Source organism: Sinorhizobium chiapasense (assembly GCF_045277575.1).
In the GTDB taxonomy this organism is placed as follows: Bacteria; Pseudomonadota; Alphaproteobacteria; order Rhizobiales; family Rhizobiaceae; genus Ensifer; species Ensifer chiapasense_A.
In genome coordinates, this window is the sequence record NZ_CP144206.1 from 1,775,056 (window position 1) to 1,789,524 (window position 14,469).

At 62.0% G+C, this 14,469-nt stretch carries 16 protein-coding genes; 5 read left to right on the plus strand and 11 right to left on the minus strand.

Annotation, left to right across the window (positions count from 1 at the left end; all coding sequences use genetic code 11):
• Positions 1 to 106 precede the first annotated feature (106 nt).
• A complete protein-coding gene (locus QM996_RS27035) occupies positions 107 to 994 on the plus strand; it encodes a helix-turn-helix domain-containing protein (protein ID WP_334196970.1) in 888 nt (295 codons plus the stop codon).
• 30 nt (positions 995 to 1,024) lie between these two features.
• Here the strand turns inward: QM996_RS27035 and vapC are convergent, their stop codons facing one another.
• Together vapC and vapB are read right to left on the minus strand one after the other, a co-directional pair.
• Complete coding sequence (vapC, locus tag QM996_RS27040; protein WP_334196971.1) at positions 1,025 to 1,435, minus strand: type II toxin-antitoxin system tRNA(fMet)-specific endonuclease VapC; 411 nt, start codon at positions 1,433 to 1,435, stop codon at positions 1,025 to 1,027.
• On the minus strand, positions 1,435 to 1,668 hold the full coding sequence (vapB, locus tag QM996_RS27045; protein WP_334196972.1) for a type II toxin-antitoxin system VapB family antitoxin: 234 nt from the start codon (positions 1,666 to 1,668) through the stop codon (positions 1,435 to 1,437). The genes vapC and vapB overlap by 1 nt, the downstream gene beginning before the upstream one ends.
• 212 nt (positions 1,669 to 1,880) lie before the next feature.
• Here vapB and QM996_RS27050 point away from each other — a divergent pair, with 212 nt between their 5' ends.
• Positions 1,881 to 3,329: an NCS1 family nucleobase:cation symporter-1 gene (locus tag QM996_RS27050; protein WP_334196973.1), complete on the plus strand. Its 1,449-nt coding sequence runs from the start codon at positions 1,881 to 1,883 to the stop codon at positions 3,327 to 3,329.
• A gap of 49 nt (positions 3,330 to 3,378) precedes the next feature.
• Here QM996_RS27050 and QM996_RS27055 read toward each other — a convergent pair whose 3' ends face one another.
• The 3 genes from QM996_RS27055 to QM996_RS27065 form a co-directional block, all read right to left on the minus strand.
• The gene (locus tag QM996_RS27055; RefSeq protein ID WP_334196974.1) at positions 3,379 to 3,612 is read right to left on the minus strand and encodes a hypothetical protein; all 234 of its coding nucleotides are present in this window, start codon (positions 3,610 to 3,612) and stop codon (positions 3,379 to 3,381) included.
• A gap of 185 nt (positions 3,613 to 3,797) precedes the next feature.
• Positions 3,798 to 4,460, minus strand: a complete 663-nt coding sequence (locus tag QM996_RS27060; protein ID WP_334196975.1) for a sulfite oxidase-like oxidoreductase — start codon at positions 4,458 to 4,460, stop codon at positions 3,798 to 3,800.
• Positions 4,461 to 4,549: 89 nt separating this feature from the next.
• A complete protein-coding gene (locus QM996_RS27065; RefSeq protein ID WP_334196976.1) occupies positions 4,550 to 5,305 on the minus strand; it encodes an IclR family transcriptional regulator in 756 nt (251 codons plus the stop codon).
• 177 nt (positions 5,306 to 5,482) lie between these two features.
• Here QM996_RS27065 and QM996_RS27070 point away from each other — a divergent pair, with 177 nt between their 5' ends.
• The 3 genes from QM996_RS27070 to pcaF are packed head-to-tail and all read left to right on the plus strand — an operon-like array spanning position 5,483 to position 8,343.
• A complete protein-coding gene (locus tag QM996_RS27070; protein WP_247960656.1) occupies positions 5,483 to 6,343 on the plus strand; it encodes a CoA transferase subunit A in 861 nt (286 codons plus the stop codon).
• A gap of 12 nt (positions 6,344 to 6,355) precedes the next feature.
• Positions 6,356 to 7,138, plus strand: coding sequence for a CoA-transferase subunit beta (locus QM996_RS27075; protein ID WP_334196977.1), 783 nt, complete (start codon positions 6,356 to 6,358; stop codon positions 7,136 to 7,138).
• Positions 7,138 to 8,343 (plus strand): 3-oxoadipyl-CoA thiolase, encoded by a 1,206-nt coding sequence (gene pcaF / locus QM996_RS27080; RefSeq protein WP_334196978.1) that lies wholly within the window; start codon positions 7,138 to 7,140, stop codon positions 8,341 to 8,343. The genes QM996_RS27075 and pcaF overlap by 1 nt, the downstream gene beginning before the upstream one ends.
• A 77-nt stretch (positions 8,344 to 8,420) precedes the next feature.
• Here the strand turns inward: pcaF and QM996_RS27085 are convergent, their stop codons facing one another.
• The 6 genes from QM996_RS27085 to QM996_RS27110 form a co-directional block, all read right to left on the minus strand.
• Positions 8,421 to 9,146 carry an amino acid ABC transporter ATP-binding protein gene (locus tag QM996_RS27085; protein ID WP_247960658.1) on the minus strand — a complete coding sequence of 242 codons (726 nt, stop codon included), beginning with the start codon at positions 9,144 to 9,146 and terminating at the stop codon, positions 8,421 to 8,423.
• On the minus strand, positions 9,124 to 9,783 hold the full coding sequence (locus QM996_RS27090) for an amino acid ABC transporter permease (RefSeq protein ID WP_334196979.1): 660 nt from the start codon (positions 9,781 to 9,783) through the stop codon (positions 9,124 to 9,126). The genes QM996_RS27085 and QM996_RS27090 overlap by 23 nt, the downstream gene beginning before the upstream one ends.
• The gene (locus QM996_RS27095) at positions 9,780 to 10,451 is read right to left on the minus strand and encodes an amino acid ABC transporter permease (RefSeq protein ID WP_334196980.1); all 672 of its coding nucleotides are present in this window, start codon (positions 10,449 to 10,451) and stop codon (positions 9,780 to 9,782) included. Before QM996_RS27095 ends, QM996_RS27090 begins: the two co-directional genes overlap by 4 nt.
• A 156-nt stretch (positions 10,452 to 10,607) precedes the next feature.
• On the minus strand, positions 10,608 to 11,393 hold the full coding sequence (locus QM996_RS27100; RefSeq protein WP_334196981.1) for a transporter substrate-binding domain-containing protein: 786 nt from the start codon (positions 11,391 to 11,393) through the stop codon (positions 10,608 to 10,610).
• 4 nt (positions 11,394 to 11,397) lie between these two features.
• Positions 11,398 to 12,147, minus strand: a complete 750-nt coding sequence (locus QM996_RS27105) for a GntR family transcriptional regulator (protein WP_334196982.1) — start codon at positions 12,145 to 12,147, stop codon at positions 11,398 to 11,400.
• Between the two features lie 258 nt (positions 12,148 to 12,405).
• Positions 12,406 to 14,418 carry a beta-galactosidase gene (locus QM996_RS27110; protein WP_334196983.1) on the minus strand — a complete coding sequence of 671 codons (2,013 nt, stop codon included), beginning with the start codon at positions 14,416 to 14,418 and terminating at the stop codon, positions 12,406 to 12,408.
• Positions 14,419 to 14,469: the final 51 nt, after the last annotated feature.

The window sequence follows — 14,469 nt, forward strand, 5'->3', positions numbered from 1 at the left end:
TGGCAGAATTGTCTTTTGGCAAAATCTGCGCCGAGCGGACTTCGCGCTCAATGGACAAATCCGCCATGAAATTGCACAAATCGAACATGGCTTTGGGGTATGTGAGATGAAGAGGACGGTTCCGACCTATGACCTCTATGGCGAAAGGATCGGCGAGCGGCCGGATTTCTGGCTGCATTGCGAGACGATTCCGTCACGCAGCAGCCTCTATCACTGGGAGATCGGGCTGCATCGCCACGAGAGCTTCTTTCAGATCTTGTACATTGCCGCCGGTTCCGGCGACGCCGTCTTTGGCGACGCTGTGCATGCCATAGAGCCTCCGGCCGTGATCATGGTTCCACCGGCGCTCAGCCACGGCTTCCGCTTCTCACGCGACATCGACGGCTTCGTCTTCACCATCCTGGCCTCGCATCTCAAGACATCTCCCGGCGAACGCAGCCGTCTCGGTGCATGGCTGGCCAGCCCGCATCTGACCCGGCTCGACGACCGTCAGGATGCGGCCTACATCGCAGCATCCCTCACCCGCCTGGCCAGGGAATGGGAAACCAACCGCAGCAATCGCGCCGACCTTTTGGATGCCTATCTGACCTCGGCCCTGACGCTGACGGCGCGTCTCGACGAGGCAAGCGACGAGCGGGACGATACGGCCGATAGCGAAAACGAACAGCGGGTTCAGCGCTTCCAGGCGCTCCTGCAGCAGCACCACCGCTCGCACTGGCCAGCCGCGGCCTATGCCCGCGAACTTGGTCTGTCGCCAACCCATCTTAACCGCATCACGCGCGCCATCATCGGCCTCAGCGCCCACGAGATCATCTCGCGAAAGCTTGTTGGCGAGGCGAGGCGCGAGCTGGTCTTTACCCGCGCCAGCGTGCAGGAAATCAGTTTCCGCCTCGGCTTTGCCGATCCTGCCTATTTCTCCCGCTTCTTCCTGCGCCACACCGGCATGACGCCACGCGCATGGCGGCTCGCCGAGCGGGACAGGCTCGGCGCGTAGTATCGCGACGCGGTTTCGTCGGGTTACGCGTCACGGCGCCGGAACAGTCCAATCCTCGACGCGAAGGCCTGGCACCCGATCGAATTCGCGTCGGTTGTTTGTCACCAATATCAGGCCTTGCGATCGCGCGTGGCCGGCAATCAATTGATCGTAAGGACCGATCGGCGTGCCGGCGCGCGCAAGCTCGGCGCGCAACTGGCCGGTGTGGCTCGCTGCTGCCTGATCATAGTTGAGGACCTCCAGACGTGCAGAAAAGCCCTCGATCACGGACAGGTTCTGTTCAGGCATCGCCGATCTCTCCGCGCCATAGATCAATTCCATGAGCGTGATCGAACTGATGCACAGTTGGCCGTGGTGCCTGTTGAATGCCTCTCGCACCGGCTGCGGCCGGTTCTTGACCGTAAAAATGCAGATATTGGTGTCGAGCATATATTTCAGCATCAGAGAGCCTCGCGCTCCTGGGGCGCCGGCTGCTCTCTCTCTGACATGAAATCGGCCGTTACAGCCTGCCCGTCGAACCAACTGTCCCACGACTCGCCGGCAGGCGTTATGATCCGCGCTCGCCCTACCGCAACAATGTCGACACGTTTGACATCATCAGGCAGCGCGACGGCCTTGGGCAGCCGGACCGCCTGACTACGATTGCTCAGAAAAACGGCACCTTGTTCCGCCATTACCACCTCCGGGATATACCTCGTGTATATCCAATATGATTGCCGTTTCGGGATATATCAAGAGTATATACAAATTTCGCTGCCGCGCCCGCGCCGTTGCCGTAGCTGCCACGCGACCGGGCGACGGCAAAAAGACTTTTGCAACGACTCAAAACAGGAGCAGAATCAACGCTCGGGTCCGAGGGGGACCTGGAGGATATACGGAGGAAGACATGGCAGTACGCGATCCGTCGCCCTCGTTGTATAACGAGGATCTGGCACCGGCCGAGGAGCGCCGGTGGGGCGCTTTCAGCATCTTCAATGTGTGGACATCCGATGTGCATAGCCTGTGGGGCTATTATCTCGCAGCGAGCCTGTTTCTGCTCTGCGGCAGCTTCATAAACTTCGTCATCGCGATCGGCATCGGGTCGCTGGTGATCTTCTTCCTGATGAGCCTCGTCGGCAATGCCGGCGTGCGCACCGGCGTGCCCTTCCCCGTGCTCGCCCGCGCCTCCTTCGGGACGTTCGGGGCCAACGTTCCGGCACTCGTACGCGCAGTCGTCGCCTGCTTCTGGTATGGCGCGCAGACGGCCGCCGCCTCAGGCGCGATCGTCGCGCTTCTCGTCCGCAACGAAAACATGCTGGCGTTTCACCAGAACAGCCACATGCTCGGCCACTCGACGCTCGAGGTCATCTGCTATGTCGTCGTCTGGTCGCTGCAATTGCTGATCATCCAGCGCGGCATGGAGACCGTTCGAAAATTCCAGGACTGGGCCGGCCCCGCCGTCTGGATCATGATGCTGATCCTCGCTGTCTATCTGATCATCAAATCCGGCACCTTCTCCTTCGGCTCGGAAATCCCGCGCGATGTGCTCATCGAAAAAACCAAGGATGCGGGCGTACCTTGGGAACCCGGCACCTTCCCGGCGCTTGCGGCGGTCGCTGCCACCTGGATCACCTATTTCGCCGCGCTCTATCTGAATTTCTGCGACTTCTCGCGCTATGCAACGGACGTAAGTACGCTGCGCAAGGGCAATCTATGGGGCCTGCCGATCAACCTTCTGGCCTTCTGCCTGGTTGCCGGCGTGACGACGACGGCGGCTTTCGCCGTCTATGGCGAGGTGCTGCTGCATCCGGACCAGATTTCGGCGAAGTTCGACAGCTGGTTCCTGGCGTTGCTTGCGGCGCTCACCTTCGCAGTGGCGACGCTCGGAATCAACGTCGTGGCAAACTTCGTGTCACCCGCCTTCGACTTCGCCAACGTCTTTCCGCGGCAGATCACCTTCAAGCGCGGCGGCTACATCGCGGCCCTGATCGCCCTCATCCTTTATCCCTTCGCGCCGTGGGAAACAGGCGCAGCGCATTTCGTCAACTTCATCGGTTCGACAATGGGGCCGATCTTCGGGGTGATGATGGTCGACTACTATCTGATCCGCAGAGCCCAGCTCAACGTCGAAGCGCTTTACCATGAGGATGGCGAATTCCGCTTCCAGAGCGGATGGCACAGCAACGCCTTTATCGCCTTTGCGATCGGCGCACTGTTTTCGTCGATCCTGCCGACATTCACGAATGTCCTTCCGGCCTGGTGGGGAACCTATGGCTGGTTCTTCGGTGTCGCGATCGGCGGGGTGATCTACTACGTACTGAGGATCGGCGCGCGCAAGCCGGCCTTTGCCTCCTAGCTGTCCAACGCCGTACCCAGCCGAACGACTGGGTACGGCATCCATGCGATCAGGAGCCTCGGCTTGGGCGGCCGAGAATCTGGCGAACACCTTCCTCCGGCATCAACCAGCGTCGCTTGTAGGGAGATGCAGCGTTCGAGCAGAGCCGACCATCACGACAGGGATCGTACAGATGCTGTGTGGTGCGTTGCGGATCGTCCGCAATCCACAGCCCTTTGTCGTCGGCATGGCCCACACCCGCGCCGAACAGCATCATCCACATTGGCAAGACGACCAATCGCATCGACAACCGCCCCTGTTTGAAAACGTTGTTGCCGAACTTTGGGGGGGAGCGGATTACACGAGCATTGCGGAAGGCCGGAAGGATGGACCGTCCATTCAGACGGCATCGATCTCTTCTGACGCTACCAGCCCGCGGGCGTGCAGTCGCTGATGGATCGGGGAATGCCTTGGGAGGCGGCGAAGATATCAGTCGTCGGAATAGCGCTCCTCGCGCCACGGGTCGCCGCGCATGTGATAGCCGTTCTTCTCCCAGAACCCTGCCGTGTCGCTGGCGCGAAAATCGATGCGCGTCAGCCACTTGGCGCTCTTCCACAAGTAGAGATGTGGAACGATGAGCCGCATCGGCCCGCCATGGGTGCGGCTGATCGGCTGCCCCTCCCAGTCCGTCGCCAGGATCGCATCCTCGGCGGCGAAGTCTTCGAGCGGCAGGTTGGTCGTGTAGCCGTCATAGCTCGTGAGCATGACATGGCTTGCTTCGGGCTTCGGCATGACATGATCCAGCAGATCACGCGTCGCGACACCCTGCCAGCGGTTGTCATAGCGCGACCAGGTGGTGACGCAGTGCATGTCCGAGAGCCTGTCGCTCTGCGGCAACGCCTTGAAGTCGGCCCAGGCGAGCGACAAGGGATGCTCGACAAGGCCGGTGATTTCGAGCCGCCAGCTTTCCGTCCGAATGATCGGCTGCTGGCCGAGGTCGAGCACCGGCCAATCCTTGACCAGGTGCTGACCGGGCGGCAGGCGTTCGTCTTCCGGCCGGGCGATTCGTCCGGTCAGGAACTTGCCGTCCGCGGCCCAGCGCCGCTTCGTCGACGTGAGTTTGGTTTCCGGCGGATGCGTGTCGTCGGTCATGAATCTCTGCTCCCCAGCCCGGTTTCACTCGCCAAGTGAGAGTAAGAAGGGCGCAGCCGTGGAACGTCAAGCACAGGCGGGTAAAGTTGCTATCGCAGGACCACACGCAGGGCGGCCTGCGTTTCCTTGAGCAGCGGCAGATAACGCTCCACCATCTCCGCCGCCGCCACATGCGCGGCCGGTGCGCCGATGTTCAGCGCCGCGACAATCCGGCCGCGATCATTTTCAAGCGGCACGGCAATGGAACAAAGACCGAGTTCCAGTTCCTGATCGATCAGCGCGTAGCCTTGCTCGCGCACGCGGCGGAACTCGGCGATCAATTCCTCCGGATCGGTTTTCGTATAGGGCGTGTTAGCCTTGAGGTTCGAGCGCGAAAGGATCTCGCGCGCCTCTTGCTCCGGCAAGGCAGCGAGCCAAACCCGCCCCATAGAGGCGCAATAGGCAGGCAGTCGCGAACCCGTCGTCAGGTTGATCGACATCACCCGCTTCTGCGAGGCCCGGGCGATGTAGACGATTTCGGTGCCATCCAGCACCGAGGCCGAGGCGCTCTGCCCGGCGCGGTCCGAAAGCTGGTCGAGATAGGGTTGGATAATCGACGGCAGCGGTGTTGCCGAAAGATAGGCATGGCCGAGCCTCAGGATCTTTGGCGTCAGCGCGAAAAACTTGCCGTCGTAATCCGCGTAGCCGAGTTCGGAGAGGGTCAGCAGCGAACGACGCACCGTCGCCCGGTCGAGGCCGGTGATCTTCGATGCCTCGGCGATCGACAGTTTTGGCCGTGTTTCATCAAAGGCTTCGATCACCGCCAGCCCCCTGGCAAAGCCGCTGACGAAATCGGTTTCTCGCATTGTCGCCTCCCAAATCACGACACCGATCTTGTGCGATATGCGAACAAAAGTCAAATAACGCACAAAATATTTGACCGCGCTTTCCGATCGGCGCTTATTGGCATGCGGAAGAGCAAGCCGCCTCGCCATCGAAGAGTTGCCGGGGCCGCAAACGGAAAAGCAGCAGAGAGAGGAAACATGGCGAAGATCGTTTCGCTCGCCGAGGCCGTCGGCGACAATGTCAGGGATGGCGACACCGTCGCCATGGAAGGCTTCACCCATCTGATCCCCTATGCCGCGGGCCATGAGGTGATCCGCCAGGGCCGCAAAGACCTCTTTCTCGTGCGCATGACGCCCGACATTCTCTACGACCAGTTGATCGGTGTGGGCGCGGCGCGGGGCATGAAGTTTTCCTGGGGCGGTAATCCTGGCGTCGGCTCACTGCACCGGTTCCGCGATGCCGTCGAAAATCAGTGGCCACGGCCGCTCGAAATCGAGGAGCACTCCCATGCGGCGATGGCCAATGCCTATGAGGCGGGTGCCGCCAACCTGCCCTTTGCGACGCTGCGCGGTTACATCGGCGCCGACCTGCCGAAGGTGAACCCCAACATCAAGTCGGTGACGTGCCCCTTCACCGGCGAAGTGTTGGCCGCCGTGCCGGCGATCCGCCCGGATGTCACGATCATCCATGCCCAACGCGCCGACCGGAAGGGCAACGTGCTGATAGAGGGCATCGTCGGCGTGCAGAAGGAAGCGGTTCTCGCGGCCAGGCGCTCGATCGTCACGGTCGAGGAGATCGTCGACGAACTCAACCCGCCGTCGCCCAATTCGCTTGTTCTTCCGAGCTGGGCAATCACGGCTGTTGCCCATGTTCCGGGCGGCGCCTTCCCATCCTATGCGCACGGCTATTATCCGCGCTCCAACGCCTTCTACATCGGCTGGGACGAGATCGCCCGCGACCGCGACAGCTTCACCGCCTGGATCAAGGAAAATGTTTTGAACGCCAAGCCGGAAGACTTCGCCAAGCATGCCGGCAACAAACCGGCAAAGGCTGCCTAAAGGGAGGACAGGATGAGCGACTTCACCCCCACCGAAATGATGACGATCGCCGCCGCCCGGGCGCTTTCCAACGACGACGTCTGCTTCGTCGGCATCGGCGCCCCATCGGCTGCCTGCAACGTCGCGCGGCTGACGCATGCGCCGGATATCACGCTGATCTATGAAAGCGGCACGGTCGGAACCAAGCCGGATGTGCTGCCGCTTTCGATCGGCGACGGCGAACTCTGCGATACCGCACTCTTCACTGTCTCGGTGCCAGAGATGTTCCGCTACTGGCTACAGGGCGGGCGCATCACCACCGGTTTCCTCGGCGGCGCGCAGATCGACAAATTCGCCAATCTCAACACCACCGTCGTCGGCCCCTACGATCACCCGAAGGTGCGGCTTCCCGGCGGCGGCGGCGCGCCGGAAATCGCCTCCAATTGCGGCCGCATCTTCATCACCATGGCGCTGTCGAAGCGCGGCTTCGTTGAAAAACTGCCCTTCATCACCTCCATGGGCCACGGTGAAGGCGGCAATCATCGCGAACGGCTCGGCATGAAGACCAAGGGACCGACCCGGGTCATCACCGATCTCTGCATCCTGGAGCCGGATCCTGAGACCAAGGAGCTGACCGTCGTTTCGGTCCACCCTGGCGTGACGCGCGAGCAGATCGTCGAGAATTGCGGCTGGACGATCAAATTTGCCGACCAGGTGATCGAGACGCCGGCGCCGACGGAACTGGAACTTGCGACCCTTCGCGACATCAATGCTCGCACCAAGAAGGCGCATCAGGGCGACAAGGAGGCAGCCTAATGGCTGAGGCATTCATCTGTGACTACGTGCGCACCCCGATTGGCCGCTTCGGCGGATCACTGTCGTCCGTCCGGGCCGACGATCTCGGCGCGACCCCTCTGAAGGCGCTCCTCGAGCGCAATACCGATGTCGACTGGGACGCGGTCGATGACGTCATCTTCGGGTGCGCCAACCAGGCGGGCGAGGACAATCGCAACGTCGCGCGCATGTCGCTGCTTCTGGCCGGTCTACCGGTCGGCGTATCGGGCACGACAATCAACCGGCTCTGCGGTTCCGGCATGGATGCGGTGATCACCGCCGCCCGCGCCATCAAGTCGGGCGAAGCCGAGCTGATGATCGCAGGTGGGGTCGAGAGCATGTCGCGCGCGCCCTTCGTGATGCCGAAGGCCGACACCGCGTTTTCGCGCAACGCCGAGATCTACGACACCACCATCGGCTGGCGCTTCATCAATCCCCTCATGAAGAAGCAGTACGGCGTCGACTCCATGCCGGAGACCGGCGAGAACGTCGCTGAGGATTTTCACGTCAGCCGCCAGGACCAGGACGCCTTCGCCGTTCGCAGCCAGGCGAAGGCGGCGGCGGCACAGGCGAATGGACGACTGGCAAAGGAGATCGTTGCGGTGACGATCCCGCAGCGGAAGGGCGAGCCCGTCGTCGTCGATCGCGACGAACACCCGCGCGCAACCACGATGGAAGCGCTCGCCAAGCTCGGCACGCCCTTCAAGAAGGAAGGCGGCACGGTGACCGCTGGTAACGCCTCCGGCGTCAACGACGGCGCAACCGCCCTGATCATTGCCTCGGAAGCGGCGGCGAAGAGGTATGGTCTACGACCGATTGCCCGCATCCTCGGCGGCGCCACCGCCGGCGTGCCACCACGCATCATGGGCATGGGACCGGCGCCAGCATCGAAGAAGCTGATGGCCCGCCTCGGTCTCACGCAGACGCAGTTCGACGTCATCGAACTCAACGAAGCCTTCGCCTCGCAGGGGCTTGCCGTGCTGCGCGATCTCGGGATCGCCGACGATGATCCGCGCGTCAACCGCAATGGCGGCGCCATCGCGCTCGGCCATCCGCTCGGCATGTCCGGCGCCCGCATCACGGGCACGGCTGCACTCGAACTGCAGGAAACCGGCGGCCGCTACTCGCTCTCGACCATGTGCATCGGCGTCGGGCAGGGCATCGCGGTGGCGCTCGAACGCGTCTAGCGTTCCACGACACCGCGACGTAAGACCACGGTTTGGCAAAGCGCCAATCTCGCTTGGACCGGGCCGGTCTCGGCCTCTCAATGGAGGCCGAGAAACTGCTTCAGTTCCGGTGTCTGCGGACGGGCGAAAACCTCTTCCGGCGGCCCCACCTCGTGGACACGGCCCTGATGCATGAACACGACCCGCGAGCAGACGTCGCGCGCGAATTTCATCTCATGCGTCACCATCAGCAGCGTCATGCCTTCTGCGGCAAGCTCGCGTACGACGGCAAGCACCTCGGCGACCAGCTCCGGGTCAAGCGCCGAGGTGATCTCGTCGCAGAGCAGCGCGATCGGCTGCATGGCAAGCGCCCGCGCGATCGCCACGCGCTGCTGCTGCCCGCCTGAAAGCTCATCGGGATAAGCGTCGAACTTGTGTGCAAGACCGACTCGCTCCAGCATCTTGCGAGCGATCGTCTCCGCCTCCGGCTTCGGCGTCTTTTTCACGACCGTCTGCGACAGCATGACGTTGCCACCGACCGTCAGATGCGGAAAAAGATTGAACTGTTGAAAGATCATTCCGACCTTCAGTCGCAGTGCCTTCAGATGCACCTCATCGTCGAGGAGCTGCGCACCCGCAACTGAGATCGAGCCTTTGTTGATCGTCTCGAGGCCATTGATGCAACGAAGCAGCGTCGATTTGCCAGAACCGCTCTTGCCGATGATGGCGATGACTTCGCCCGGGGCAACGTCAAGATCAATCCCCTTCAAAACTTCGTTCTCGCCGTAACTCTTGCGGACTTCAGTGATTTCGATGAGCGACATTGAGCTTCCTTTCGAGGATCTGGCTGCTCTTCGACAGGGGCCAGCAGAGCGCGAAATAGATCAGGGCAACGAGGCCATAGACGGTGAAGGGCTGGAAGGTGGCGTTGGTGACGACGGAGCCTGCCTTCGACAGTTCGACAAAGCCGATGATCGAGGTCAGCGCCGTGCCTTTGATGACCTGTACGGAGAACCCGACGGTTGGCGGGACCGCAACTTTCATCGCCTGCGGCAGGATGACGTAGCGCATCTGTTGCAGCCAGCCCATGCCGAGGCTGGCGGAAGCCTCCCATTGCCCCTTGGCAACCGCTTCGACACATCCGCGCCAAATCTCCCCGAGAAAGGCTGCGGTCCAAAGGATCAGCGCCAATCCGGCGGCAAGCCAAGCCGGCACGTCGACACCGAATAGGCCCAGCCCGAAGAAGGCGATGAAGAGTTGCATCAGCAGCGGCGTGCCCTGAAACAGCTCGATGTAATAGCGGGCGAGTGATCGCAGCGATTTGCGTTTGCTGATGCGCAGGAAAAGCAAGCCAAGCCCGACGATGCCGCCGCCCAGGAACGAGACAAGCGAGAGGACGACTGTCCACCGCGTCGCGAGCAGAAGGTTGCGCAAGATATCCCAAATGGTGAACTCGATCATCGCGCGGTCCTCCGTGGGAAAATGAACCCGCCGACGATCGCCAGCGCCTGGCGAAGCAGGATCGCCAGGACGAGGTAGATGATCGTGGATACGATGTAGGCCTCGAAGGCCCGGAAAGTCCTGGATTGAATGAAGTTGGCGGCGAAGGTGAGATCTTCGGCGGCGATCTGCGACACGACGGCGGAACCGAGCATGACGATGACGACTTGCGATGACAGGGCCGGCCAGATGCGCTGGAGCGACGGAACCAGCACGACGTGCCGAAATGTCTCGAAGCGTGTCATGGCGAGACTGGCGCCTGCCTCGAACTGCCCCCTTGGGGTCGCCTGGATGCCGGCGCGGATGATCTCGCAGCTATAGGCCCCGAGATTGACGATCATGGCGATATTGGCGGCTTGCAGTTCACTAAGCTGCAGTCCCAGGGACGGGAGGCCGAAGAAGATGAAGAAGAGCTGGATCAGGAACGGTGTGTTGCGGATCAGCTCGACATAGGCTGCGACCACCGGCTTGAGCCAGGCTGGACCCAGCGCCCTCGCCCAGGCGCAGCAGATGCCGAGCGAGATGCCGGCGACGGCGCCAACCGCGATCAGTTGAACGGTGATCCCTATCCCTTTGATGATCTGCGGATAATATTCGAGCAGCCAGCCAAATTCGAACTGGTAATTCAAGGCGCACCCCTGGTTTGACGAGTATCCGCCGGCGCCGTCCCGCCTAGAGTATCCGCCGTGCGTTCAGACGACCGCACTAAGGATGCTCTGACACCGCTTTCAATATTTCCACTTGAAAGCAGGATGCTCTAGCGGCGAGACAGCGCGGCTGATTGGTCAGAGATCGGTCGGCAAGTCTGTGCCGAGCCACTTTTGCGCAATGGCGTTCAGCGAGCCGTCGGCCTTGGCGGCAGCGATGATGCCATTGACCTTTTCAAGAAGGGCGGGTTGCGCCTTGCCGAGGCCGATGTAGCAGGGCGAGTTCTTGATCAGGAACTTCAACTCCGGCCGCTTCGGCGGGTTCTTGGCGAGAATGGCAGCGGCCACCACGTTGCCGGTCGCGACAGCCTCGACCTGCCCCGACAGGAAGGCGGAGATCGTACCGTTGTTGTCTTCATAACGCTTGATGACGGCATCTACCGGCGCGATCTTGGTCAGCTCCAGGTCTTCGACCGCGCCGCGGGTGACGCCTACGACCTTGCCGGTGAGTTCCTCCGGCTTGGTGACCGCGAGTTCCGCGGGCGCGAACACGCCATTGAAGAAGGGCGCATAGGCGGCGGAGAAATCGATGACCTTCTCCCGATCCGGATTCTTGCCAAGGCTCGAAATCACCAGATCGACCTTGTTGGTCTGCAAGTAGGGAATCCGGTTCGCGCTCGTAACCGGCACGAGTTCGACCTTCACGCCGAGCTTGTCTGCGATCAGATTGGCCATGTCGACGTCATAGCCCATCGGCGCCATATCCGTACCGACACTGCCAAAAGGCGGGAAATCCTGGGGAACGGCAACGCGAAGCGTGCCGCGCGACGTGATGTCGCCAAGCGCGTCGGCATGGGAAATCGAGCCGAAGCCGATGGTCGCAGCCATCGCCGCCATGGCGATGAACAGTCGTCTTGCGAGCATTGAGTCATTCTCCTTCTTGGGTTTGCGGTGTTTCGCTGCGTGACGTCTTGGATGGCGAAGTCACGGTCGGGGGAGGAAGCGATAGGGATCGCCGAAGGTCCGCCAGAGGATCGGGATGCTTCGTCAGGTCCAGTCCGGTTTCCACCTCGTCCAGGTGCTCGACGGAGAGCGCGGCCGCCTTCGAAAAATCTCCCTGCTCCATCGCTTCGACGATGCGGCAGTGCCCGAGGTGGGATTGCAGGGCGTGGAAATCCGACTGATAAAGCATCGAAATCAGAATGGTTCTGGCCGTAAGATCGCGAAGGATCTCGATGAGAACGGCGTTATCCGCCAATTCGGCCACCCGAATGTGGAAGTCGCCCATCAGGCAGGTGAGGCGCTGGCGGTCGCCGGCTTCGATCGCCGCCTTCTCTTCGGCAAGATGGGCATGCAACCTGTCGCGGCCGCTCTGCGTCAGCGGCCGCATGCTGCGCAGCAGCCCGGCCTCGATGACGCGCCGCGCGTCATAGACCATCATCGCCTCTTCGGCGGACGGTTGCGCCACGAACCAGCCTCTGCGTGGGCTGACATGAACGATGCAGCGTGTCTCGAGGCGCATCATCGCTTCGCGCACCCGGGTCCGCGACACACCGAAGAGTGCGGCCAATTGGTTCTCGCTGAGCCGCGTTCCGGGTTTTATGCGGCCCGAGAGGATGCCGGAGACGATGGATTTCTCGATCGGATTATGGACGGTCGGTGCGGCTCTATCTTGCATACAAGACAGGAATGCAAAGCCTGTGCCAATCTCATATAACCGCATTTTCAAGGGCTTGCGGGAGATGCACCCTCAGCTTTGGTTCTTCAGGTGCATGCAGCTCGCTTTTTAGGCAACGCGTTTCGAGCTGCGGTGCGTCGCTCTTGTTCTTTCGGAATAAATGCCTCCTTCCGTGCACGCGCGCTCATAGCGCGCAGCTCGACCGATCGCGCTGTGGCAAGCGATGTCGTTTGGAAACGGGCGCGTTCCCGCTTCCGATTACTCCGACCAGATCGCGACTTCGACGGGGCCGAGCTTGCGGCCGCCGACATGGAAGGTCGCGTTGGCAGGCGCCGGCACGTCCACGGCCGTCTTACCGTAGTTGAAGGCGAAGGTGAGCTTGCCGCGGCGGGTGATGCGCAGATCGCCCAAATCCGCCAGTGCCTCGACCGAGGCCCAACCGAGAGCGTCGGCGATGACCTTCTTCAGCAGGTCACCACGTGCGCCCGTTGCGAGGTACCGCGCCTTGTCGTTGCCGACGAGGGCCGGCGCGCCGTTGCGATAGTCGCCTTCGAAGGTCGCAAGCACGGTCTCGCTCGTCCTGACGGTCTCGCGCCACACGCCGGCCGGATAGGTCTCGTTGCCATAGAGCACGCTCTCACTGTGAAACTCCGGCAGGGACTCGACCCGTGACACGCTGAGGTCGATCAGCGAGGCGAGCGGACCCGGCGGCAAGCCCTCCGGAATATGCATGTCCTCGGTCTTGCTACCGCTGCGTGGTCCGAACAGAGCCTTGGCGCCTGACGCGGCAAGCTTCTGAACGAAAGCCTGATCGGGGATGACAAGGTCGGGCGCGAGCACGAGCTGGTAGCCTTCGAGGTCCGAATGCTGGCCGATGAAATCGACATCGACGCCGAGGCGGGAAACGGTCGAGTACCAGTCGAGCGCGATCGCCGATGCCAAATAGGTGCGGCCCTGTGGCAGCGCGCGTGTCGCCCAGCGCGAATTGTAGTCGAGCAGGATCGCGACCTTGGCCTTCTGGCGGCGTTCCCCCTTGGGAAGCCGCTTCATCTCCTCGGCAACCTGCGCGACTTCGAAATAGCCCTGGTCCGCCTCGCTGTTTGGCAAGAGCAGTCCGGCATGGAATTGTTCCTGCGCAAACGGCACCTGGCGCCAGCGGAAATAGGAGACCATGTCGACGCCATGGGCATAGGCGAGCCAGGTCCACAGCCGCACCATGCCGTCGGCCGGCGACTGATTGTGCGAAGCCCAGTTCACCGGACCCGGTTGCTGCTCCATCACCCAGACGCGGCCATTGCCGACGGTGCGATAGAGATCGTGGTTGAAGGCCGGTTGGTCCGGATCGCCGACGCGGAGGTAGCGGCCCTTGTCTTCCGACGGCAGACGACCGTTCAACAGCCCGCCCATCGGATAGACGTCCCAGGACGCGATATCGATATCCTCGCCGACCTTGTAGTGGTCGAAGTCGGTATTCTGCGACATGAAGTTATGCGTCACCGGACGGCCCGGCGAATGCTTGCGGATGATGTCGACCTGCGCCTTGTTGAAGCTCCTCACTTGGTCGGAGGAGAAGCGGATGTAATCGACGATATGGGTCGGGCTCGGCTCTTCCACGAGGTTGTTCGGAAGATCGACCTCGTCGAAGCTCAGATAGTTCATCGCCCAGAAAGCCGTGCCCCAGGCGCGGTTCAGTTCCTCGGCGGTGCCGTAGCGCTCAGCCAGCCACTCGCGGAAGGCGCGCAGCGCCTCGTCGGAATAGCTGTAGATCGTGTCGTGGTCGCCATATTCGTTGTCGGTCTGCCAGGCGTGCACGAAGGCATTCTGTCCGTAGCGCTCGGCCATGGCTTCAGAGATGCGTGCCGCCTCGACGCGATAGCGGCGGCTGGAAAAGCAATAGTGACGACGGGCGCCGAACTTGCGCACCACACCCTTGGCGTCGACGGGCAGAATGTCGGGATAGCGATCGATCAGCCACTTCGGCGGCGCGGCGGTCGGCGTTCCCAGGATCACCTTGAGGCCGGCATTGCCGAGCACGTCGATGGCATCATCCAGCCACGCCCAATGGAACTCGCCCGGCCGCGGCTCGATCTTCGCCCAGGCGAATTCACCGATGCGCACCCAGGCAAGGCCGAGTTCGACCATGCGGCGCGCATCCTCTTCCCATTTCTCGCGCGGCCACTGCTCCGGATAGTAGCAGACGCCGAGTTCCAGCATGTCCGTCTGCTGCTCTTTGGCGTTGAAGCGGTTCGATCTCGTCAGGGGCATGTGCACGGGTCCGGTCCTTCGTCATTCTCTCGGCCGGTTGGATCCGGCCTGGGGTTT